At 61.4% G+C, this 23,509-nt stretch carries 20 protein-coding genes; 12 read left to right on the forward strand and 8 right to left on the reverse strand.

What is annotated here, in order from left to right:
* Window positions 1–31: 31 nt before the first annotated feature.
* Complete coding sequence (locus tag TRM7615_RS18655; RefSeq protein WP_108790431.1) at window positions 32–484, forward strand: PaaI family thioesterase; 453 nt, start codon at window positions 32–34, stop codon at window positions 482–484.
* A 288-nt stretch (window positions 485–772) separates the two neighbouring features.
* Here the strand turns inward: TRM7615_RS18655 and TRM7615_RS18660 are convergent, their stop codons facing one another.
* The 3 genes from TRM7615_RS18660 to TRM7615_RS18670 are packed head-to-tail and all read right to left on the reverse strand — an operon-like array spanning window position 773 to window position 5,313.
* Entirely contained in the window at window positions 773–1,849 is a 1,077-nt protein-coding gene (locus tag TRM7615_RS18660; RefSeq protein WP_108790433.1) for a T6SS phospholipase effector Tle1-like catalytic domain-containing protein, read from the reverse strand.
* Window positions 1,827–4,124, reverse strand: a complete 2,298-nt coding sequence (locus TRM7615_RS18665) for a xanthine dehydrogenase family protein molybdopterin-binding subunit (protein WP_108790436.1) — start codon at window positions 4,122–4,124, stop codon at window positions 1,827–1,829. The genes TRM7615_RS18660 and TRM7615_RS18665 overlap by 23 nt, the downstream gene beginning before the upstream one ends.
* Window positions 4,125–4,170: 46 nt before the next feature.
* The gene (locus tag TRM7615_RS18670; protein ID WP_108790439.1) at window positions 4,171–5,313 is read right to left on the reverse strand and encodes a type III PLP-dependent enzyme; all 1,143 of its coding nucleotides are present in this window, start codon (window positions 5,311–5,313) and stop codon (window positions 4,171–4,173) included.
* 105 nt (window positions 5,314–5,418) lie between these two features.
* Between TRM7615_RS18670 and TRM7615_RS18675 the strand changes: the two genes are divergently transcribed.
* Window positions 5,419–5,856, forward strand: coding sequence for an Lrp/AsnC family transcriptional regulator (locus TRM7615_RS18675; protein WP_108790442.1), 438 nt, complete (start codon window positions 5,419–5,421; stop codon window positions 5,854–5,856).
* A gap of 165 nt (window positions 5,857–6,021) precedes the next feature.
* Here the strand turns inward: TRM7615_RS18675 and TRM7615_RS18680 are convergent, their stop codons facing one another.
* Entirely contained in the window at window positions 6,022–6,903 is an 882-nt protein-coding gene (locus TRM7615_RS18680; protein WP_108790445.1) for a LysR family transcriptional regulator, read from the reverse strand.
* Window positions 6,904–7,012: 109 nt separating this feature from the next.
* Between TRM7615_RS18680 and TRM7615_RS18685 the strand changes: the two genes are divergently transcribed.
* From TRM7615_RS18685 to TRM7615_RS18710, 6 genes are all read left to right on the forward strand, one after another.
* Entirely contained in the window at window positions 7,013–7,912 is a 900-nt protein-coding gene (locus TRM7615_RS18685; RefSeq protein ID WP_108790448.1) for a phytanoyl-CoA dioxygenase family protein, read from the forward strand.
* Window positions 7,913–7,948: 36 nt separating this feature from the next.
* Entirely contained in the window at window positions 7,949–8,548 is a 600-nt protein-coding gene (locus TRM7615_RS18690) for an HD domain-containing protein (RefSeq protein WP_108790451.1), read from the forward strand.
* An 81-nt stretch (window positions 8,549–8,629) separates the two neighbouring features.
* A complete protein-coding gene (locus TRM7615_RS18695; RefSeq protein ID WP_108790454.1) occupies window positions 8,630–9,397 on the forward strand; it encodes a dienelactone hydrolase family protein in 768 nt (255 codons plus the stop codon).
* A 353-nt stretch (window positions 9,398–9,750) separates the two neighbouring features.
* Window positions 9,751–12,906 (forward strand): valine--tRNA ligase, encoded by a 3,156-nt coding sequence (locus tag TRM7615_RS18700; RefSeq protein ID WP_108790457.1) that lies wholly within the window; start codon window positions 9,751–9,753, stop codon window positions 12,904–12,906.
* A gap of 121 nt (window positions 12,907–13,027) precedes the next feature.
* Complete coding sequence (locus tag TRM7615_RS18705; protein ID WP_108790460.1) at window positions 13,028–14,191, forward strand: benzoate/H(+) symporter BenE family transporter; 1,164 nt, start codon at window positions 13,028–13,030, stop codon at window positions 14,189–14,191.
* Window positions 14,192–14,230: 39 nt separating this feature from the next.
* Window positions 14,231–14,560: a DnaJ family domain-containing protein gene (locus TRM7615_RS18710; protein ID WP_108790462.1), complete on the forward strand. Its 330-nt coding sequence runs from the start codon at window positions 14,231–14,233 to the stop codon at window positions 14,558–14,560.
* A gap of 223 nt (window positions 14,561–14,783) precedes the next feature.
* Here TRM7615_RS18710 and TRM7615_RS18715 read toward each other — a convergent pair whose 3' ends face one another.
* Complete coding sequence (locus tag TRM7615_RS18715; RefSeq protein ID WP_108790465.1) at window positions 14,784–15,566, reverse strand: crotonase/enoyl-CoA hydratase family protein; 783 nt, start codon at window positions 15,564–15,566, stop codon at window positions 14,784–14,786.
* Between the two features lie 79 nt (window positions 15,567–15,645).
* Window positions 15,646–16,716, reverse strand: a complete 1,071-nt coding sequence (locus TRM7615_RS18720) for an SMP-30/gluconolactonase/LRE family protein (RefSeq protein ID WP_108790468.1) — start codon at window positions 16,714–16,716, stop codon at window positions 15,646–15,648.
* Window positions 16,717–16,961: 245 nt separating this feature from the next.
* On the opposite strand from TRM7615_RS18720, the gene TRM7615_RS18725 reads away from it, so the two are divergent.
* The 3 genes from TRM7615_RS18725 (at window position 16,962) to TRM7615_RS18735 (ending at window position 19,279) form a co-directional block, all read left to right on the forward strand.
* Window positions 16,962–17,861 carry an aspartyl/asparaginyl beta-hydroxylase domain-containing protein gene (locus TRM7615_RS18725; protein WP_108790471.1) on the forward strand — a complete coding sequence of 300 codons (900 nt, stop codon included), beginning with the start codon at window positions 16,962–16,964 and terminating at the stop codon, window positions 17,859–17,861.
* A gap of 67 nt (window positions 17,862–17,928) precedes the next feature.
* Window positions 17,929–19,053, forward strand: a complete 1,125-nt coding sequence (locus TRM7615_RS18730) for a pyridoxal phosphate-dependent aminotransferase (protein ID WP_108790474.1) — start codon at window positions 17,929–17,931, stop codon at window positions 19,051–19,053.
* A gap of 49 nt (window positions 19,054–19,102) precedes the next feature.
* Window positions 19,103–19,279 (forward strand): hypothetical protein, encoded by a 177-nt coding sequence (locus TRM7615_RS18735; protein ID WP_235824140.1) that lies wholly within the window; start codon window positions 19,103–19,105, stop codon window positions 19,277–19,279.
* Between the two features lie 211 nt (window positions 19,280–19,490).
* On the opposite strand, the gene TRM7615_RS18740 is transcribed toward TRM7615_RS18735, so the two are convergent.
* Complete coding sequence (locus TRM7615_RS18740; RefSeq protein WP_108790480.1) at window positions 19,491–20,705, reverse strand: pyridoxal-phosphate-dependent aminotransferase family protein; 1,215 nt, start codon at window positions 20,703–20,705, stop codon at window positions 19,491–19,493.
* 171 nt (window positions 20,706–20,876) lie between these two features.
* Here TRM7615_RS18740 and TRM7615_RS18745 point away from each other — a divergent pair, with 171 nt between their 5' ends.
* Window positions 20,877–22,733, forward strand: coding sequence for an ABC transporter ATP-binding protein (locus tag TRM7615_RS18745; RefSeq protein WP_108790483.1), 1,857 nt, complete (start codon window positions 20,877–20,879; stop codon window positions 22,731–22,733).
* Window positions 22,734–22,870: 137 nt separating this feature from the next.
* Here TRM7615_RS18745 and eda read toward each other — a convergent pair whose 3' ends face one another.
* Window positions 22,871–23,506, reverse strand: a complete 636-nt coding sequence (gene eda / locus TRM7615_RS18750; protein WP_108790486.1) for a bifunctional 4-hydroxy-2-oxoglutarate aldolase/2-dehydro-3-deoxy-phosphogluconate aldolase — start codon at window positions 23,504–23,506, stop codon at window positions 22,871–22,873.
* Between the last annotated feature and the right edge of the window lie 3 nt (window positions 23,507–23,509).

Consider the following 23,509-nt stretch of genomic DNA (forward strand, 5'->3'; position numbering starts at 1 on the left):
AGCGTGGCGTCTCAAAAGCAGGAGGCGCGCCATGAGCGACACATTCGATATCACCGACATGTCCGGGCTGGAACTGATGCAGGCGGTGCTGAACGGCGACATCCCTGGCGCGCCGATTGCCCGAACCTTGGGCTTTGCGCCTTACCTCGTCGAAGAAGGCAAGGTGATCTTTCGCGGAACTCCAACCGAGGGTGCAACCAACCCCCACGGCGGTGTCCATGGCGGATGGTACGGTACGCTGCTCGACAGTTGCATGGCTTGCGCGGTCTGGACCAAAGTACCTGCCGGATCGACCTATACGACGCTGGAGTACAAGGTGAATATCATCCGCCCGATCAAACTGGGCACACAGATCGAGGCCATCGGCGTCACGGATCACGCGGGCCGATCCACCGGAATCGCGCATGGTGAAATTCGCGGTGTCGACGACGGCAAGCTTTATGCCACAGGGTCCACCACCTGTATCATCATGAAGATGAAATAGACTGACGATCTGTCATTCTGCAAACAGCACCCTGCATGTCTGGCACAAAACGGGGTGCTCCCGCCGGTCGTCGATGCCCCTTGCGGGACACCTCCTCCCGTTGGGCCGAGTCTCGCTGCGCTCGGCAGATGGCGTTTGTTGCAAGACAGTAGCCCCAATTGAGACCGCGCCGAGCCGCAGGCGAGGCGCTCGGCCCTAGGCCGTTAGCGGTGCCGACGCAGTCGGGACCGCTCGGGTGCGGGAGCGCCCCCCAAGCTGCAACCACCGGCTCCAATAACGATAGCCCGCTCAATGCGTGGCTGTAGGTTCTGCCATCGGGGCACCGGTTGCGCCCGGTACGTCTTCAGGCCTGACCGTTTCGTGTAACCGCTCTGATCTGTCGCGCCCTACGATGCGTGGGCCGCGCAGCAGAAAGATTTTGCCCCATCCCCGCCACGTCCCGACCGATGGCGCATCCGGATCGGTTGGGAACCGGGCGCGCCAATCCAGTGGCAAAGGAAAGCCGTGTGCTTCGGCCTTTTCCAGCATCCACACCAGAGAGACATTCGCCAAGGGACGGGCTTGTTCGTATTCGCCCAACTGACCACCAACATCGCCGTGACTGCCTCGGAACCAGACCTGTTCGACATGGCCCTTGAACCCGGGCGAGCATTGCCACAGAACCGGAGTGAACACCTGCCGGGTCTCATCCAGGGACAGCGCGTGATAGCCATGCTGGATGCTGGGGCCCAGCTGATGGTTGTGGAACGCATGGCGCGCCTCAGCCCAGCGCCACAAGAGCGGCAACCTCATGCCCAGAGCTTTGACCGAGTCCCAGACCCCCACCATCTCGATTGGCGTCTCGTCGTGGCAAAAGGCCCGCGCAAAGGCCGCGGCATGCGGGCCGCTGGGATTGCACTCATAATGGCGATAGGCCTGCCGGATGTTGCGCACTGTCGCGTGCTCGGCCTTGAGCAGCCCAACCATATCGATCACACCAGCCAGGCTTCGCACGCCATATGCTCCACGCGAATAGCCGATCAGAAAGATGCGATCGCCGGGTTTGTAGCGTGAGGCGAGATAGCCATACGCCCGTCTGATCTGCCGGTTGATTCCGCGCCCCATCATGACGTCCAAGGTCGTGCGCCAGCTTTTCCATTGCACCCCGGCCTCGTAGAACACCGATACTTGCGAGCCTGCCTCGCAGGCCAAGCGCAAGAACTGGCCGGCATGCGTTTCACGACCGGGCTCCAGCGTCGACATTGTGCCGTCCAGAATGATCACATGCGTTCGCGGTCCGCGATGCGGCGTTTCTGCAGAATGCTCGGACCGCAGTGGCCGTCCAAGCCAACCCAGAAGTTTCTTACTCAGCCGCGACAGCACCATCCTTGATCATTTCCCATACTTTGAGGGGTGTGAACGGCATGTCAGCCTGACGCACCCCCCGATCCCAGAGCGCGTCCTGCACGGCGTTTGCCACAGCGGCCAGCGCCCCGACCGTTCCGGCCTCACCGCAGCCCTTCATCCCCATGGGGTTGGCCGTCGACGGAACCGGTTCCGAGGTAAACTCAATCATGGGCACGTCGGCGGCGCGGGGCAAGGCATAGTCCATCAACGTTGCCGTGAGCAGTTGTCCATCTGCATCGTGCACAACATGTTCAGTGACTGCCTGACCGATCCCCTGGACCACCCCGCCATGTACTTGCCCCTCGGCCAGCATCGGGTTGATAAGGTTACCGAAATCATCAACCACCGTATAACGGTCTACGGTCGTCACCCCGGTCTCGGGGTCGATCACAACTTCGACAACATGGGCGCCGTTGGGATAGCTGCGACCGGGCAGTTGCGCCCGGGCCTCGTGCCTCAGCAGGTCGGTTCGACCATCCGCGCGCGCCATCTCGGCCGCCTCAACCAGCGTCGGGGTCAGGTTTGACCCGGGTGCGCGGAATGTCTCGTCGTCGAACATGACGTCGCTCTCCTGAACCCCCATCTTGTCGGCAAGATAGGGCGTGAATGCGGCGAGGATCACATCGACCGTTGCCAAGGTGGCGTTGGCCTGTGTGGTCACGGAACGGGACCCGCCCGTTCCCCCGCCTTGCGCGATACGGTCACTGTCGCCCTGCACAACCCGGATCAACTCAGCCGGGATGCCCGTCTGATCGGCCAGGAATTGAGCATATACCGTTTCATGCCCCTGCCCGTTCGACTGCGTCCCGACATATAGGTTGACCGAGCCATCGTCACAGAACTCGACCGTCGCACCTTCGGAAGGGTCGCCCAAAATACTTTCGATATAGTAACACAGGCCCTGCCCCCGCAGCAGGCCACGTTCAGCATCCGCAGCGCGTCGCGCAGCAAACCCTGCCGCCCCAGCCTGTTCCCCAGCACGTGACAGGATCATGTCAAAGTCGCCCACGTCATAGGTCTCGCCCGTTGCGGTCTTGTAAGGAAAGGCATGGGGCTTGATGAAATTCTTGCGCCGCAGCTCCCAAGGATCGACGCCCAACTCGCGCGCGGCGCGGTCCATGACCCGCTCCAGCACATAGATCGCCTCGGGTCGCCCAGCGCCACGATAGGCATCGACCTGGGTGGTATTGGTGTAGATCCCTTCGACCTGCAGCCAGGTGGTCTGCACATCATAGACCCCCATCAGCACACGACTGAACAGGTTCGTCTGAATGGCCTGCGCAAAATGACTGTTGTAGGCGCCGAGATTGCAGCGCGTCTGCACGCGGTAGGCGGTGATCTTGTGATCCGCGTCAAAGGCCAGTTCGGCCAGTGAGGTCAGGTCGCGGCCATGGTTGTCGGTCAGCATTGCCTCGGTGCGCTCGGACATCCAACGCACGGGGCACCCCAAGACGCGCGCGGCGTGGGCAACGGGAATGTATTCGGGGTACGGCATCGCCTTCATGCCAAATCCACCCCCAACATCCGGGGTGATGACATGCAGGTTCTCAGGCTCCATCCCCAGCTTGTCGGCAAGCTGTGCCTTCATGGCCCAAACGCCCTGCCCACCGTATGAGAAATGAAGGTGGTCGCCTTCCCACGCGGCGTGACATCCGCGCGGCTCCATCGAATTTGCGATGATCCGGTTGTCATGCACATCCAACGATATGACATGCGCCGCCGCGTCAAAGGCCGCTTGCGTCGCCTCTTCGTCACCCAAACCCCAATCAAAGGCCCGGTTGTCTGGCGCCTCGTGGTGCAGCTCTGCTCCGCCCGGGGCCAGATCGGTCTTGGCGGGCAGATCTTCGGTGTCCATCCAGATCGCTTCGATCGCGTCACGGGCCTGCTCCGGCGTCTCGGCCACCACCATGGCCACGGGCTCCCCCACGAAACGCACGCGCCCTCGTGCCAGCATTGGGCGTTCAGGAGCTGCTGCCTTGGAGCCATCGCGGTTTTGCAGGGTGGTGCCATCCATCGCCACCTTGATCCCGGCCGCCTCCAGATCCTCAACCGTCACGATCAGATGTACACCATCCATCTCGCGCGCGGCCTCCAGATCGAGCGAGGTGATGATCCCATGCGCAACCGAGCTGCGAAAGAACGCGGCATAAAGCGCGCCGTCCGGGGCCACGTCTTCCATGAACCGCCCCTGCCCAGTCAGAAAGCGGACGTCTTCGACCCTTTTGACTGGCTGGCTTTTTCCGAACTTTTCCATCGCGCGCTCCCTGCTGGCTCAGATCGCGACGATAGCCCGTGAGGCTTTATTGTCCAGAGAAGGAAAGCACCGTTGCCACGTCGCGCAGGCCATAGCCGTTGAACACGGTCGACATGGCGACAGAATAGGCACCCATGCCGGCGATTAACAGATAATCGCCGGTTTGCGTGTCGTCCGGCAGAACCAACCCATCGGGCAAGCGATCAAGACTGTCGCAGGTTGGGCCGAACACGATACGCGCCATCCCCGAGCCTGTGCGCTCAGTTCCTTCATCTGATACAACGCGCACCCGGTCCATCAGTCCCATATCCCGCAGGTCAACAAGGCCTCCGTAGATGCCATCGTTGAGAAACACGGTGCGACCGTCCTGTTTCATGCCCTTGATCCGCGTCGCCAAGACAAAAGCCTCGGACACCATGGCACGTCCCGGCTCGCAGATCAGCGCGGGCGCGGTGTCCGCAAACACCCGATCCACCGTCTCGCGGATGGTTTGGAACACGCCCTCCAGATCTGGAGCTTGCCCATTGCGATGCGCGGCAAACCCACCGCCCACATTCAAGCGCGCCAAGGTGACGCCCGCGGCTTGCGCAATTTCGGCGGCGGCTTCGATGTAGCGCGCCCAGGCGCTTGCGTCTTCACACTGCGTACCCGGATGAAAACACAAAGACGGCGACCATCCCTGCTCTTGAACGCACCGCAACAGCACTGTGGCCTCATCCTTGGTCGCACCAAACTTCTCGCCAAAATCATAAGCCGCACCCTCAACCGGCAAGGCAAAGCGCACCGAGATTTCGCAGGACTTTGGTACTTCCGCCAACTTGTCCAACTCGGTGGCATCATCCACCGACCAACTGGCCACCTGATGCGCAATGCCTGCAGCAATCTCTGCCTCGGACCGCACCGGGTTGTTGTAGTGCAAAACTGCATCCGGCAACGCCGCACGCACCGCCTGCATCTCGACCGGAGAGGCCACGTCAAAGGCCGTCACACCCGCCGCAACCAGATTGGCCAGTACCTCGGCCCGATCATTGGCCTTGACCGCATAGGTGACCAATCCGTCGAACCCCTGCTGGAACCGCCGTGCGGTGGCTTGCAGCACCGCAGGCGACAGATACATCACCGGGTGATCGGGACGAATTCGGCTCAGATGGGTTTCGGGGGTGGCCCAAGGGGTCGAGAGATGCTGCATCGGTGCCTCACTGCGTTTTTTCTTAGGATGAGGTCATCAGACGTCGATTTCACGCGGCGGATTGAATAACATGCAGGAAAGATTCGTCATTATGCCGAAAGAGCCATGCAACTTGATGAAATAGACACCAGACTTCTGTCGCTCTTGGGGGACAACGCTCGAACGCCGGTGACCGAATTGGCGCGTTTTCTGGGACTGGCACGCACCACGGTTCAGGCCCGGATCGAACGGTTGGAAAACACAGGCGTCATTGCGGGTTACACCCTGCGCCTGAGTGCTGCTGCACGCCCCCCTTTGCAGGCCACGGTTCTGGTCTCGATCGAGCCGCGCACCGGCCCGGCGGTCCTCAGCCGCCTGCGCAATCTGCCAGGGGTCGAGGTGGTGCACACCACATCGGGACGGTTCGATCTGCTGGTGCAGGTCAGCGCGGCAACCACGGCAGAGTTGGACGAAACCCTCGATCGGATCGGTGAAGCCCGCGGCGTCTTGTCGTCCGAGAGCCTTATCCACCTCTCCACCAAACTGGACCGGGGCGGGCGCTGAGCCCGGCCAGCACTCTCGCTCCCGACACGTGCCAGCCCCTGCGGGTGGCGGCCCGCCGCGCAAAGCGCGGCGCCCGGCCCAACCGAAGGAAGGCATCCTTGATGCCTGATCGACAGGCGGGAGCATTCCGAGGACTGGCACGGCGGCCCCGATGCACAACGTGTCCTAGGTCGGCGTTAGATACCCCAACAGCCACTTGCGAAAGATCCGGGCAGCTGGACGCAGCGCGGATGTCTCGGCGTAAACGAGATGATACCCCTCCTGACCCGCCACCTCAAAGCCCGGTAGACACGGCACAAGACCACACATCACGGTAATGGTGTCGCTGGCAGGCGCCCGTGCCAGACAGACACCGCCCCCTGCAGCGGCCATTGTGGCCGCCACAATTGTATTATCGACAAATGTGTGACGCGCGTTGCCTTGTGGCAACTTCAGCGCCTCGAACACATAAGGCCAGCCCGCCCTATGCGAGGCGACCTCGATCAGCACATGATCCAGCAGATCCTGCGGCGCGGTGATCCTGTCCGCCACCTGAGGCAAAGCCATGGGGTAAAGCCGTTCCTGCAGCAAAGGGTCATGGGCCGCGCCAAACAGGGTCGGATTGCCAAAGACGATCTGCAGATCGGTGAACTGGCTGGCGTTCTCACTGGCCTGATTGCTGGTCCCCAGCATCACGCGCACGTCCGGATGCGCCTGGTTGAAGCGCGGGATGCCTGCGGACAAAAACCCATGCGCAAAGAGCATGTTGGATTGAACAAACACCCGTTGCTGCCGCGTTTCGCCGAACAGACCGGTTGTCGCCGTTTCCAGCATCAGCAGCGATTGCTGAACCGATGGAAGATAGCCTCGTCCCGCCTCGGTCAAGGTCACCGAATGGGGGTGGCGAACAAAGAGCCTTGCTCCCAGTCGCGTCTCCAACGCCTTGACCTGCTGGCTGACGGCGGCCGCGGACATGTTCAACTGCTGCGCGGCCCGCGCAAAACTTTCGGTGCGCGCGGCTGCTTCGAACACACGCAGCCAATTGAGGGAGGGAATACGAGACGCCATGAGAAGCAGGCTAAGCAAAACTTAGCCTCAGCTGCAAGACTTCGCGTTCTGAGATCTTTGCCACCCCGTCTAGCGTAGAGCAACACAGCCGCAGCCCGCAGGAGCCATCATGCCGCAGCCCCTTTCCCTGGATTACGGTCGTCTGACCGAGGCGCAAAAAGACCAATACTGGTCAGAGGGTTTCCTCTTTCCGATCCAGATCATGCCCGCTGAGGAAGCATCCGACATACGGGCGGGACTGGAACAGATCGAACGAGACTGGCTGGCGGCTGATCTGCCCAAGCCGCTGATGACCTACAAACGCAACCATGCTCATATGGTGATGCCGCTGGCGGCCAAGCTAGCGACCGATGCGCGCATCCTGGACGCAGTCGAGGGCATTCTGGGCCCAGACCTGATGATCTGGTCGGCCGAATTCTTCATCAAGGAACCCCACACAAAGCACGTCGTCGGCATGCACCAGGATCTGACTGACTGGGGCTTGGGAGAAACCTCGGATCAGGTCACGGCCTGGGTGGCGCTCTCGCCCGCGACGGTCGCAAGCGGCTGCATGGATTTTGTCAAAAGCAGCCACAAGAATCCGATCATGCCGCACAATGACACGTTCGCAGAAACCAACTTGCTGTCGCGTGGGCAAGAGATTGCGGTGGATGTGCGAGAAGAAGACAAGACCCACATCGAACTGCAACCGGGGCAGATCTCGTTGCACCATGGCCTGACGTTCCACGGGTTCGGCCCCAACGTCTCGGACGACCGCCGGATCGGCTTTGCCATCCGGTACATCAACCCGAATGCACGACAAGAGGTGGCCGACCGGGACTTTGCCATGATGGCGCGCGGCACCGACACCTCGGGCGCGTTTATCCACGTACCGACACCGACTGGCCTGTTCGCGACAGAAGCCTTGGCCCTGCACCACGAAATTCAAACAGAGCAGACAAAAGCGCTTGCCGAGGGCCTGAAAAAGGATGTTTCTCTGTATCAGGGCCTCGCGGCCGCAAACGACTAGGAAGGACCGACTGTGGACAAAGTCAGTTTTACCCAAATGAAGGACGGCACCAAGGAAGAGTATGAATTCCTGACCGCCCACGAGATCGACCACACCAAACACACCGCCGACCGCCTGTTGCAGGCGCTGGTCGATCTGGACGAAAGCCTTTCGGGCTATCAGATCACCCGTTTGGGACATTCGGTGCAATCGGCCACACGCGCCTATCGCGATGGGGCCGACATCGACTGGATCGTCTCGGCCCTGCTGCATGACATCGGCGACATCTATGCACCCTACAACCACGATGAATATGCCGCGACGATCTTGAAGCCCTTTGTGCGCGAGCAATGTTCCTGGGTCGTGCAAACCCACGGCGATTTCCAGATGCTCTACTATGGCCATCACCTGGAAGGGTTCGACCAGAACAAGCGGGAGCGTCACCGTGGTCACGCCTATTTCGAGGACAACGAGGTGTTCTGCGAACGTTGGGACCAGGCCTCGTTCGATCCAAAATACAAGGACCTGCCGCTGGAGTTCTTTGCACCCATGGTGCGCGAGGTCTTTGATCGCACCCCCTATGACCCGGACGTGATCCGCCCCGGCGCCCGCGAGCCGCTCCAGAACGCGGAAGTGGCGGCGGCTCGACCCGAGTGAACCCCAAACCGATCAAAAAAGCCGCGAAATAGCAGAATTTCGGCCCATTTGGGCCGGAAACACTGCGTTTTCGCACGATCCGTGGATTTAGCATGGGTACTGCGCTATGTCCCCGATATGTCCTTGTGGGAACCTGATCGAACCTTTGAATTCACCGCTGCGCTGAGCACCGGGGACGAGGCCACGCATACGGTGCATGTCCGGGGCGACGGCCCACCGATCCTGTTGCTGCAGGAGTTGCCAGGCATCGGCCCGGAAACGCTGGACTTGGTCGATCGCCTGACGGATTCTGGGTTTCGCGTTTACCTACCACACCTCTTTGGCACATTCGGCAAGGTGACGATGACGCGCAACGCCCTGCGCATGTTCTGCATCCGACGTGAATTCAACGTGTTCCTGAAAGGTCGACAAAGCCCGATCTCAACCTGGATGCGCGCCTTGTGCCGCCACATTCGATCCGAAGAGGACGCCGCAGGCGTTGGCGTCATCGGCATGTGCCTGACAGGCAGTTTTGCACTGGCGTTGATGGCGGATGAGGCGGTTCTCGGCGGCGTGGCCAGCCAGCCCGCCTTGCCGCTTTTTGGCGGCGACACATTGCACATGAGCGAGGCTGACATCACCGAGGCGCGCGCCGGGATGAAAAGCAAAGGCCCCGGACTTGCCATGCGGTACACCGGCGACCAGATGGCCCCTGCACGCCTAATGCGCGCGCTGGAGAGCGCGTTTGGCGAAGACCTGCAAACGGTCGAGTTCCCCGGCAATGACCATTCCCTGCTCACACTGCACTTTCATGATCCGGCGTATCACAGGGTCGAAACCTATTTTCATGAGAGGTTTGCACGGGCCTGACGCATGCTCTGTCAGACGATCCACCTTTGGACTGCGGGGGCGCTCCCGCGCCCGCACAATCCCGACTTCGTCGGCACTGCTGGCGGCCTTGGGCCGGGCGCCTCGCCTATGGCTCGGCGCGGTCCCGTCTTAGATATCTGTTTCGCCACTTTCGCCAACCGCCGAGCGCAGCGAGGCCCGGCCCAACGGGAGGAAGGCATCTGTGATGCCTGATCGACGGGCGGGAGAGCTCCCGGTCACCATGATACAAACCGCACCTCTCGCACGGATCCCATCGACAAACCCTTCCCCTTCCCGCGCCCATTCGCTATTGCAGGCGCTGACCCCAAATTCGATGACGCAGGACACATCAGATGGCGATGGAAAAGACATTCAACGCAGCCGAGGCCGAAAGTCGGCTCTACAAGGCCTGGGAAGAGGCCGGTTGCTTCAAGGCAGGCGCGAACAAATCGCGTGACGAAAGCTTCACCATCATGATCCCGCCGCCCAATGTCACCGGCGCGCTGCATGTGGGCCATGCCTTCAACAACACGCTGCAGGACATCCTGATCCGATGGCACCGCATGCGCGGCTTCGACACGCTCTGGCAGCCCGGTCAGGACCACGCCGGCATCGCCACCCAGATGCAGGTGGAAAAGATGCTGACCGCCACGCAGCAGCCCTCGCGCAACGAGCTTGGCCGCGAGAAGTTCCTGGAGAAAGTCTGGGAGTGGAAAGGCGAATACGGCGGCACCATCGTCGAGCAGCTCAAGCGCCTTGGTTCCACATGTGACTGGTCGCGCAACGCCTTCACCATGGCTGGCGCCGCAGGAGACCCACGTACGGGCCACGAGAACTCGCCCAACTTCCACGACGCCGTCATCAAGGTGTTCGTCGAGATGTACAACAAGGGGCTGATCTATCGCGGCAAGCGCCTGGTCAACTGGGACCCCCACTTTGAAACCGCCATCTCGGACCTTGAGGTCGAGAATATCGAGGTTGCGGGCCACATGTGGCACTTCAAATACCCGCTCGCGGATGGGGTCACCTACACCTACATCGAGAAAGACGAAGACGGGAACGTGATCCTGGAAGAGGAACGCGACTATATCTCGATCGCCACAACGCGCCCCGAAACCATGCTGGGCGACGGCGCCGTGGCCGTGCACCCTTCGGACGAGCGCTATGCGCCCATCGTCGGCAAGCTCTGCGAAATCCCCGTGGGTCCAAAAGAGCACCGCCGCCAGATCCCGATCATCACCGACGACTACCCCGATCCCGATTTCGGCTCGGGCGCGGTCAAGATCACCGGCGCGCATGACTTCAACGACAACATGGTCGCCAAGCGCGGCGGCATCCCGATGTACCGCCTGATGGACACCAAGGGCGCGATGCGGGCCGATGGAGCCCCCTACGCCGAAGAGGCAAGCAAGGCGCAGGAATACGCGCGTGGCAAAGCCTTTACCGAAAACGAAATCGACGCGATCAACCTGATCCCCGATCACCTGCGCGGCCTCGACCGGTTCGAGGCACGTGCCAAGGTTGTCGAGGAAATCACCGCCGACGGCCTGGCCGTCATGACCACCTCGGACGACCCCCGCCTTGGCCCCAAGCCCAAACTCAAAAAGGGCGAAGAGGCCCCCGAGGCCACCACCGTTCCGCTGGTCGAGGCCAAGCCGATCATGCAGCCCTTTGGCGACCGGTCCAAAGTGGTCATTGAACCGATGTTCACCGATCAGTGGTTTGTGGACGCCGAAAAAGTCGTTGGCCCGGCGCTGGATGCGGTCAAGGACGGCACGGTCAAGATCATCCCTGAAAGCGGCGAGAAGACTTATTACCACTGGCTGGAAAACATCGAGCCCTGGTGCATCTCGCGCCAGCTGTGGTGGGGACATCAGATTCCGGTTTGGTATGGCCTCGACCTGTCTGCGGAGAACTTCAAGGACGACGAAAACGACGGTCAGCTGGATCTGGTCGAACTGGGTCGACTGCTGAACGAGGGTGGCATGTTGCACCGTGGCAATGTCATGGAATGTGCCGCTAGCTTCGAAGACGCCATCGAAAAGTTCCTCGATGACAATGCAAACATCCCCAGCCCGCTGAGCCACGCAACCGTCATCGAAGTCGCAGACAAACATGAGGCAATCCATCAGTTTGCCGAGAGCCTTGCCGGTTACGCGGTTGATCAGGACCCGACCAAATTGGTCTACCCCGTCTGGCGCGACCCAGACGTTCTCGACACCTGGTTCTCCTCCGGTCTCTGGCCCATTGGCACGCTCGGCTGGCCTGCCGACACCGAGGAGATGCAGCGCTATTTCCCCACGGACGTTCTGATCACCGGCTTCGACATCCTGTTCTTCTGGGTCGCGCGCATGATGATGATGCAGCTGGCCGTGGTCGATCAGATCCCGTTCCACACCGTCTACTTGCACCAGCTCGTCCGCGACGAGAAGGGCAAGAAGATGTCCAAGACCACCGGCAACGTCATCGACCCGCTGGAAATTGTGGACGAATTCGGTGCCGACGCCCTGCGCTTTACCAATGCCTCGATGGCGGCGATTGGCGGCGTGCTGAAACTCAGCCGCGACCGGATCACCGGATACCGTAACTTTGGCACCAAGCTGTGGAACGCCTTCAGCTTTGCCGAACATTATGAGATCCCCTACACCGGCGACAGCCAGCGCCCCGAAGCCACCCAGACCCTGAACAAATGGATCATCGGCGAGACCGCCAAGGTCCGCGAAGAGGTCGACGCGGCGCTCGACAGCTATCGCTTTAACGACGCGGCCTCTGCGCTTTACGGTTTTGTCTGGGGCAAGGTCTGCGACTGGTATCTGGAGTTCTCGAAACCGATCCTGCAGGGCGATGATGCAGCGGCCAAGGCCGAAACGCAGGCGACACTGCGGTGGGTTCTGGATCAGTCGCTGATCCTGCTGCACCCGATCATGCCCTTCATCACCGAAGAGCTTTGGGGCCACGCCGATCAACGCGCCAAGATGCTGATCCACGCCGATTGGCCGACCTATACAGCAGCTGATCTGGTGGACGCCGAGGCGGATCGCGAGATGAATTGGGTCATCGGCCTGATCGACACGGTTCGGTCTGCCCGCGCGCAGACGCACGTGCCTGCAGGTCTCAAGGTGGCACTGCTGGTGTCGAGCCTGGATGACAAGGGGCAGGAGGCCTGGGACAACAACCACGTCCTGATCCAGCGCCTGGCCCGGATCGAAAGTCTTACGGCTGTCGATGAGTTCCCCAAAGGCACGGTGACCATCCCCGTCGCGGGCGGTACCTTTGGCCTACCGCTGGCGGACATCATCGATGTGGGTTCGGAAATCGCGCGGCTTGAGAAAACTCTGGGGAAACTGACCAAGGAACTTGGCGGCCTGCGCGGACGTCTCAAGAACCCCAAATTCGCGGAATCGGCCCCCGAAGAGGTGGTCGAAGAAACCCGCGCCAATCTGGCTGCGCGGGAAGAGGAAGAAGGCAAGATCAAACAGGCTCTGGCCCGTCTCCAAGAACTGGCCTGATCCTTCTTCTCGTTCCAAATACGGAAATCCCAAACCCCGCCGCGCACGCCACGGCGGGGTTTTTCATTGCCTTCCCTACGCTGTGGTTGTTAGCTCGGCCCAATTGAGCACGAGGCCTTTAATGACGCGTCCCTTTCCCCCTTTGCAAACCATCTCAACCGGCCTTGTCGTGGCTGTCGTGGGTTTCTTCAGCTCCTTCCCCATCGTTCTTCAGGGCTTGTCGGCCATGGGGGCCACTGCACCACAAGCAGCCTCTGGACTGATGAGTGCCGCGCTTGCTATGGGGATCACCGCCATTGTTCTCAGCCTGCTCTACCGCCAGCCGATCAGCGTAGCCTGGTCGACGCCTGGTGTGGCGCTCCTTGCTGTTTCGGTGCTGCCCGTCGGCGGCTTTGCCGAGGCGGCAGGCGCCTTCGTCTGCGCCGGCGCCCTGACGGTGCTTGCGGGCATGTGGCAGCCTTTGGCGCGATTGGCCTCGGCCATCCCCACCACACTGGCCCAGGCCATGTTGGCAGGCGTTCTGCTGCCCCTTTGCATCGCTCCGTTTCAAGCCGCAGCCGAATTACCCACCCAAGCCCTGCCTGTCATCCTGACTTGGTTCATTGCGGGCAGGTTCAACCGCCTTTTTGCTGTACCGGCCGCGGTGATCGCCGCCGCCATTGTTGTGATCCTGAACGCGAGCGACACCGGCATCGCCCCCGATCAGGTGCTGACGGCACCGCTCTGGATCACGCCGACGTTTTCCTTGGCCTCGGCCATCGGCATCGGTGTGCCTTTGTTCGTGGTCACCATGGCGACCCAGAATATTCCCGGCATCGCCGTGATGCGCAGCTTTGGATATGAGCCGAAACCGGGGCCCCTGTTTGCATCGGTCGGCGCTGCCAGCATCCTGACCGCTCCCTTTGGAGCCGCCGCCACCTGTCTTGCGGCCATCACGCAGGCCATGTGTTCAAACGAAGACAGCCATCCAGACCCCAGCTTGCGGTATTGGTCCGCGATCATGGCGGGCGTTTTCTATTGCATCCTTGGCATCTTTGCCGCCGCCATCACAGGCTTTGCCGCCCATGCCGACCCGCTCTTGATGGCCACGCTCACGGGCGTGGCGCTGATGGGCGTTCTGGCCAATGCCACCCATGCGGCCCTTGCTGTGGCCGAAGAACGCGAGGCCGCCGTCATCACCTTCGCCATAACCGCTTCTGGCATAACCGTTTTTGGCCTGGGGGCTGCCGTCTGGGGGCTGCTGGCAGGGGGTATCGTCTATCTGCTGTCTCGTAAGACATCATAGCGCATATCAAAGGCCGCCAGTCCGAACTATATTGCCGCTATGAGAAGCTTTCGAAACCTGATCGAACGACAGATCAAAAAGGCCCAGGCCGAAGGGCAACTCGACAACCTGCCCGGCGCCGGGAAACCTCTGCCTGACCGCTCGGGCGAGGCAAGCGGCGACGCGGCTCTGAACACGGCGCACCGTATCATGGCACAGGCCGGCGTTTTACCAGAAGAGTTCAAGATCAAGAAAGAACTTGATGCCGCGCGAGCCGAATATCCTACACTGACCGATCCAGAAGAACGCAAAGCCGCAATGGCCCGTCTCGCCGATCTGGAAATGCGCTATCATATGGCCCAGGACGCTCGACGCAGCTTCATGCGCTGACGCAATCCGAGAGCACTCCCGCCCGTCGTACGTGCATCAAAGATGCCCTTCTCCCGTTGGGCCGGGCCTCGCTGCGCTCGGCGGTTGATCCTGGCGGGAACCAGCTGCCCCAAACGGTACCGCGCCGCGCGCAGCGCGGCGCCACGCCCAAAGCCGTTAGCGGTGCCGACGCAGTCGGGAACGCTCGGGTGCGGGAGCCCCCCGCCCCTTGGCGCGGATCAGATCATTTGAAGACCGGTGCACGCCCCTGCATGTTGGCGGCGATCACCTCCATCTGCTCGGCCCCGCCGATCAGCTTGGCCTGCTCGGCGCTTTCGGCCAGCAGCACGTCCTGGCGCCCGTGGCTTTCAGCGAGGTCGATCAGGCGTTTGGCTGCACGGATGGCACTTGGGCTCTTGCCTGCGATTTCTTCGGCCAACGCCAGCGCCGCCGTCAGCGGATCCTCTGATATCGACGTTACAAGCCCCCAGGCCAGCGCCTGGTTGGCATCCACGGGCCGCGCGGTATAGGTCATCTGGCGCAGCGCATCCGAACGCATCAGCTGTGGCAGCAGGACCATACCGCCCATGTCGGGGATCAGCCCCCATTTCATTTCCATGACCGAGACCTTGGTGTCAGGCGCAGCAATGCGAATGTCGGCCCCAAGCGCCAGTTGCAGACCACCGCCATAGGCCGCGCCCTGCAGGGCTGCGATCACCGGCACCTTGACCCGGCGCCAGACCAGCGCGACCTCTTGGAACAGATTGGCGTCTTCATGCGTGCGCTCGAGCAGCTGCTCCACCCCGCCACTTGCGGCCAGCGCACCGAAACTTGCCATGTCCAGACCGGCGCAGAACGATTTGCCTTCGCCCGACAGCACCACTGCGCGCGCGTCCGAAGCGGCAACCTCTTGCCCGGCGCTCACGATGGCTTCGATCATCGCCTTGTCGAGCGCATTCATCTTGTCGCCGCGCGTCAGGGTCACCCGGGCGATGTTGTCCTGATATTCAACCGATACACGTGCCATGGCTTGGCCCCTCCTCATCTATTGTTGACGGCACTCTGCCGCGAACAGAGCCCCCACGCCATCAAAACGTCGGGGCAGTCTACGGCATGTCCGCTACAGACATGCGGCCAAAGCCGGGCGAATCCAGCGTCATGACAAAGAACTGATCTCCGACAACCCGCGCGCCGGTGGTTATGCCCAACCGACCCGAGGGATCTTGCAATGTGCGCAGGATCTTTCCGTCCGGGTCGAACTGAATGACCATTCCGCGTTCGATCGGCGCCGGGCGCACGGCCGACCCCAGACGCCAGATGACCTTGCGCAGGAAAGGATAGGGCATCAACGCCTCGGCCGGGACGCGTGGGCTGGCAAAGGCCAGCCAGAAAGTGCCATCGTCCTGACGTTCCAGATTGTCGGGGTAGCCCGGCAGATTATCCATGAACACCTCTTGTTCCCCCGCCTTGGGGCCGATCAGCCACAACCGGTGCACCCTTGCGCGCCCGGTTTCGTTGATCAGCAGGAAATCCTCGTCTGGTGAGAGCGCCACCCCGTTGGTGTAGACGAACCCTGTTGCGATTTTTTTGACCGTACCATCCGGGGTGCGCCGCGCGACATATCCGGCGTCGGACTGCTCCCAAATCGCCAAAACAGAGGTTGGTTTGGTCCCGCCCATGGTTTCCGGGTCGAACCGGTCTGTCGAGTTCGAGAAATAGATCGTGCCATCGCGGCCCACGTCCAATTGGTTGGCATAGATCACCGGCTCGCCGTCAATTTCGGACACTACGCTTTCCAGCGTGCCCGGACCTGTCCACCGCATGATCCCACGAAAGCTGTCCGCAATATAAAGTGCACCATCTGGTCCGGCCTTGAGCCCCAGAGGTCGCCCTCCGAGTCGGTCAACTTCGACAGGGACGTCACCCTCAATCTGAAAAAGCACGCCGGACAGGCTGGTCGTGAAAATGCGACCGTCGGGCAGCACCGCCAGATCCTCGGGGCCGATTTCGCCATCCGGCAGGGTGACGATCTGTGCCTCGTCGAGCGCAGCGTTCTCGGCAAAGTCCCCCACAAAACCGCGATCTTCGGGTGGGTGATATGCGATCGGATCAACTGGAACGGGCCAGAACAGCAGATACCCAAGCCCTGCCAGAAGCAAAATCAAAAGAATGCGCATGAATGTCCCCGCCGCTACAAAACTCGTGCGAACCCTGCAACCTTGAGGCGATCAGCGCAACCCGCTGACGGGGTTAAACACTGGTTTTGCTTCACCAAATAGCTCAAATACCTCGGCAAAGACCCGCTGAAAGGATTGTCGCAATATGTAAAAAGTGAATACTGCCCTCTTGCACGGCCGACGGCCCATCTGCATATGCGGTCAAATCAAAGTTAAACAATAAGATTTCCTCGGAGGGACATTGAATGGGTTTTGCCATACTCGCGATCTTTGTGTTGTGCTCGATCTACGTGCAGACCCGAGGTAAGCTGCGTCACGAATTGATCCGCCGCCGGATCACGGACCACGCCAACCTTTTTGCGCCGCTGAACTGCCTGTTCTACGCTTTTTCCAAGGTACCGACGACGCCCTACATCGACCCGGCCCTGTTTCCTGAACTAAAGCCGCTGCAAGACAATTGGGAAACCATTCGCGACGAGGCCGTGCAGCTTAACAGCACCGGCGCGATCAAGGCGTCCGATGATCTGGACGACATCGGCTTCAACTCGTTCTTCAAGACCGGCTGGACCCGGTTTTACCTGAAGTGGTACGGCTCTTCGCTGGGGTCGGCCAAGGACAACTGCCCGGTGACCACGCAGATGGTGGAACAGATCCCTTCGATCAAAGGCGCGATGTTTGCCAGCCTGCCGCCCGGCGCCACGCTGGTGCGCCACCGCGATCCCTTTGCAGGTTCGCTACGCTATCACATGGGGCTGACAACGCCCAACGATGACGACTGCTATATCAATGTTGATGGCGAGAACTACTCGTGGCGCGACGGCGAAGTGGTGATGTTCGACGAGACCTACATCCACCACGCGGAAAACACGACCGATGCAAACCGCATCGTGCTGTTCCTGGACATCAAGCGCCCGGTGACCTTTGCGCCGATCAACTGGATCAACACCGCGTTTTCCAACATTGTCATGTCAGCCTCGGCCACCAAGAATGTGCCGGGCGACAAAGTGGGTGCCGTGAACAAGGCCTTTGCCTGGATTTACAAGGTGCGCGCCTTCGGCAAGCGTATCAAGGCGTGGAACAGGACTGTCTATTACGCCATCCAGTACGGCATCTATGCCGGGATCATCTATCTGATCTTCTTCTAAGCCGATCGAGACCCTTTGACAGCGCGCGAGGCTTGCGAGAGCCCGCGCGCTGCGGTTATCTGCGGGTATGACACAGCTTCGCTTTACCCCCCTCGCCCAATCCCTGCCTGCCACTGTGCCTTTTGTCGGGCCCGAGACACAGGAACGCCAGCGCGGCGCGCCCTTTGATGCGCGCCTTGGGGCGAACGAGAACGTCTTTGGCCCCTCTCCCCGCGCAATCGAAGCGATGCAAAAGGCGGCTGGTGACATCTGGATGTACGGTGATCCGGAAAACCACGATCTGCGGCACGCTTTGGCCGCACACCACGGGGTATCCCCCGCGAACATCGTTGTCGGCGAAGGGATCGACGGGCTGTTGGGCTATCTGGTGCGGCTCTTCATCGGGTCCGGTGATGCGGTGGTTACGTCGGAGGGAGCGTATCCCACATTCAACTATCACGTCGCGGGATTTGGCGGCGTGCTCCACAAGGTGCCGTATTCGGGCGATCACGAAGACCCGGCGGCGCTCTTTGCCAAAGCAGCTGAAGTCGACGCCAAACTGGTGTACCTGGCCAACCCGGACAATCCGATGGGTACGTGGCACTCAGGCGCAGAGATCGTTGCTGCGATGGAAGCCCTACCCAAAGGGTGCCTTCTGGTTCTGGACGAAGCCTATGTCGAATGCGCCCCGGAAGGCACCGCCGCACCGGTTGACGTAGGCGACACGCGCCTCATCCGGATGCGCACATTCTCAAAGGCTTACGGCATGGCGGGCGCCCGGGTGGGTTATGCCCTTGGCGCGCCCGAGTTGATCTCGGCCTTCAACAAGGTGCGCAACCATTTCGGCATGAACCGGGCGGCGCAAGCTGGTGCACTTACGGCTTTGGGTGATGCGGATTGGTTGGCGCATGTGCAGTCTGAAATCAGTACAGCGCGCGCGCGCATCGATACAATTGCGCAAGACAACGGGCTGAGTACAGTTCCCTCTGCGACCAATTTTGTCGCCATCGACTGCGGCCGGGACGGGGTGTTTGCCAAGGCAGTTCTGGACGCGCTGATCGCGAGCGGGCTGTTCGTGCGCATGCCGTTTGCCGCGCCTCAGAACCGATGCATTCGAATCAGCTGTGGTCGCCCGCAAGACCTCGACGCTTTTGCCGCTGCCCTGCCCGGCGCGCTGCAGATCGCGCGGGTTCAGACCAACACCCAAGCGTGACCTGACAAATCCCGCCTCCGCGCTATAGTGTTGCGTGGAGGAGAGAGCCGTGCGAGGCAAGCCACCGGGCCGCGCGCCCGATTACACAACAGCGGCATTGACCATGTTGGGGGTAAACCTGATGTGGATGCTCTGCGCAATCTGGGCGCTTTTTGGCTTTGGTGTAGCGTTGATTTTGGCCGCCGTTCTGAATGCTGGCATCACCCGTCTAGGAAAGCGCACTTGATAATGGTCAACGGGGTGCTCCCGCGCCCGAGCGATCCTGACTGCGTCAGCACCGCTAGCGGCCTTGGGCCGAGCGCCGGGCAAAGCCCGGCGCGGTTCCGTTTGGGGTAGCCGTTCCGCCATAAGCGCCAACCGCCGAGCGCAGCGAGGCCCGGCCCAACGGGAGGAGGGCATCTTTGATGCTCGATCGACGGGCGGGAGTGCACCGAGCCTCAAGTACTAGCGTCAGCAATCACCGCGGCCGCTGCATCCAACGCCCCTTTGCCACGGGGGACATCCAAAGCCGCAAGACCGGCTTCTACGCCGCCCAGCATCCCCATAACCATCTGACCATTCAGATGCCCCATGTGACCCAAACGAAAGAAGTCATCCCGCTTTGGGTCACCGGGCTCTGCCATGCCCAACCCGATGCCCAAGGTCAGCCCCAGATTGCTTTCCACCCAGTTGCGTAAGGCCGTGCCTCGCCCTTGATCCAGGCGCAGTGATGTGACGGCGCGCGAACGGTGCTCTGGATCCCCGACATTCAAAGCTAACGCCCCGCCTTGGGCCCAGGCATCACACGCAGCCCAGATCGCGCGCGCCAACGTCTCGTGCCTTGCCCAGACGTTTTCCATCCCCTCGCCATGGATCATGTCCAAGGCCTGGCGCAAACCATAGAGGTGATGCGTGGGCGCCGTGCCGTTGAAATACTGATAAAACTCTTCCGGATTCGCACGCGGCGTCCAGTCCCAATACCCCGACACGCGCGGCATTGATGCCCGCTTGACCGCCGCCTTGTCGTTGAAGAACACAAACGCTGTGCCGGGCGGAACCATCAACCCCTTCTGACTTCCGGTGACCGCCACATCGACGCCCCAGGCATCCATCTCGAACCGGTCGCAGCCCATCGACGCGATGCAATCGGCCATCAGCAGTGCGGGGTGGTTCAGCTTGTCCAGCAGCGCGCGCAATGCAGGCACGTTGTTGCGGATCGAGGTCGAGGTGTCCACATGCACCGCCAGCACGGCCTTGATCTGATGCGCAGTATCTGCCTGCAACGCGTCGGCGATCTTATCCATGTCCCACGGGCTGGATTTGCCGAAATCGAGGATCTGCGTCTCGATCCCCAGACCGTCAGCCATCAGCGCCCAGCCATGGGCAAACCGCCCTGTCGCAGGGACCAGCACCCGCTCGCCGGGTGCGATGGTATTTGCCAGAGCTGCCTCCCAGACGCCATGACCGTTGGCGATGTAGATGGCGACGTTGTGCTCGGTTCGGGCCACACGTCGCAAATCAGCGGTCAACCCCGACATCATGTCGATCAGCTCACCCTCGTAGATATTGGGCGCGGCGCGGTGCATCGCTTGCAAAACCGCATCGGGCATCACGGAAGGGCCTGGAATGGCGAGGTAGTGTCGACCCGAAACGGGCGTTGAATTCGTTGTCATCTGAATGCCTGTTCTCTCTCCGGAGGCCACCCTAGCGGACGCGCGCGCGGCGTCAATTCACCAAACGGCAAGCGCGCTGCAAACTTGCGCCTTGGCTGCGACGTGCTTAAATGGGCGCGTCATGACCCGAAACCTGTCGTCATCCCCCCTCCCCCAAATGGAAGCAACGCCATGAGTGCAAAACACAAATCCAGTCGCGAATTGATGGGCTGGCTCTGGCGCGGCTACTTGTACAAGCATCTTCCGTTGCTGGGCATCGCAATGGTGTTCATGCTGCTCGAAGGCAGCATGGTCGGTGTGCTCAGCTATATGATGCAGCCGATGTTCGATGATGTCTTCGTCAAGGGCAATACGGATGCGCTGAAATGGGTGAGCCTGGCGTTTCTGGTGATCTTTGCGATCCGAGGCATCGCCGGCGTGGTTCAAAAAGTGCTGCTGACGCGAATCTCGCAAGAGACGGCAGCGCATTTGCGATTGGATCTGCTGAACCGATTGATCCGTCAGGACACTTCGTTTCACCAGACCCACCCGCCCGGTTTTCTGATCCAGCGGGTGCAGATGGACGTAAGCGCCGTGAACCATGTCTGGCAGGTGATCATCACCGGCGCAGGGCGCGATGCGGTGTCCCTGGTGGTTCTGATCGGCGTGGCCATCAACGTCGATTGGGTCTGGACTGCCGTCATGTTGATCGGCGTTCCCGTTCTTCTTTTACCCGTAGCTGCCGCGCAGCGCTATGTGCGCAAGAAGGCGGCTCAGGCCCGTGATCTGGGTGCAGAACTGTCCACGCGGCTGGACGAGATCTTTCACGGCATTGTCCCGATCAAGCTGAACAATCTGGAGAAGTACCAAGTCAATCGTTTTGACGGCCATATGAGCGGTTTTGTCCGATCAGAAGTGCGCGCCAGTTTCGGCACTGCGTCGATCACCGGACTGGTCGATATCATGGCGGGGGTCGGCTTCATGGGGGTGCTTCTGTACGGCGGCTCGGAAATCATCTCGGGCGAAAAGACCGTGGGTGAATTCATGAGCTTCTTCACCGCCATTGGTCTGGCCTTTGACCCGATGCGACGGCTTGCCTCGGTCAGCGGCACCTGGCAAGTGGCCGCCGCCGCCCTCGACCGTCTCAAGGATCTGATGGACGAGCCCATCAAACTGCTCTCGCCGGACAAACCCGTCGCGGCCCCGTCCGGCCGCCCCGAGATCGCCCTGACCGACGTGCAACTGAACTATGGCGAGGCGTCAGTTCTGCGCGGGCTGACCCTGCGGGCCGAAGCCGGTAAGACCACAGCGCTTGTGGGCGCATCCGGCGCGGGCAAGTCGACGATCTTTAACCTGCTGACCCGTCTGGTCGATCCACAAGCCGGATCGGTTCAGGTTGGTGACGTCGAGGTGAGGGATATGTCGCTCGACAAGCTGCGCGATCTCTATTCGGTGGTGACACAGGAGGGGTTGCTGTTTGACGAGACCCTACGTGAGAATATCCTGCTGGGGCGTACGGACGTGAGCGATGCGCAGCTGCAGGAGGTGTTGGACGCCGCCCATGTGTCGGATTTCCTGCCCAAGCTGGACAAGGGGCTTTATACCCTGGTTGGCCCGCGCGGCTCGGCGCTGTCCGGTGGACAGCGTCAGCGGGTGGTGATCGCCCGCGCCTTGCTGCGGGACACCCCGGTGCTGCTGCTGGACGAGGCCACCAGCGCATTGGATGCGCAATCCGAGAAGGTGGTGCAAGAGGCGCTCGACCGGCTGTCGGGGGGGCGCACAACCATCGTCATCGCGCACCGTCTGTCCACCATTCGCAATGCCGACAAGATCGTGGTGATGGAACGCGGAGAGGTTGCGGATGAGGGCACGCATGACGAACTCTTGGCGCGTGGTGGCATCTATGCCGATCTGTATCGCTTGCAGTTTCAGGACGGCAAAACGGTGATCGACCCCGAGGGCATGGCCGCATTGACACCGCACGCAAAAGAGATTGATCCGCCGCAGGTTGGATGGGTCCGGCGCATGTTTGAGCGGCTGATGGGGTAAGACCGGGGGCACTCCCGCCCGTCGTCGATGCCCCTGGCGGGGCACCTCCTCCCGTTGGGCCGGGCGCGCCTCGCCTTCGGCTCGACGCGTCACCGCGGAACGCTGGCCGGTTCGGTTGAGCGTCGAGCTAGAGCGTCCTACCGGGCCAGCGCTGCGGCGTCGCGCGCCAACCGTTCGATCCCGGACCAGTCGCCTGCCTGGACCATCGCCTTGGGGGCCACCCAGCTGCCACCAGCGCAGACCACATTCGACAGCCCCAGGTAGTCCCGCGCATTGTCCGGTGACACGCCGCCTGTCGGACAAAACGACACCTGCGGCAGCGGCGCACCGATGGCCTTGAGCGCTGGTGCCCCACCTGATGCCTCGGCGGGGAAGAACTTGAGCATGTCATAGCCTTTTTCCAGCAGACACATTGCCTCGGACGCGGTAGCTGCACCTGGCAACAAGGGTAGCCCTTCGGCCTCGCAGGCCGCGATCAAAGCATCCGTCGCACCCGGAGAGACACCGAACTGCGCGCCTGCGGCCTTGGCTGCGCGCACATCCGCAGGCGTGATCAAAGTCCCTGCCCCCACGACACCGCCCGGAACGCGGGCCATTTCGCGAATGGCGTCCAACGCCGCAGGCGTGCGCAGCGTCACCTCAAGCGCAGGCAAACCACCCGCAACAAGCGCCTCGGCCAGAGGTGCGGCCTGCTTGGCGTCGTCGACCACCAGAACCGGAACGATGGGGGCGAGCGCGCAGATCTCGCGCGTGCGGATGGATTTCGATGTCATGGG

This window comes from Falsiruegeria mediterranea M17 (genome assembly GCF_900302455.1).
Taxonomy (GTDB): Bacteria; Pseudomonadota; Alphaproteobacteria; order Rhodobacterales; family Rhodobacteraceae; genus Falsiruegeria; species Falsiruegeria mediterranea.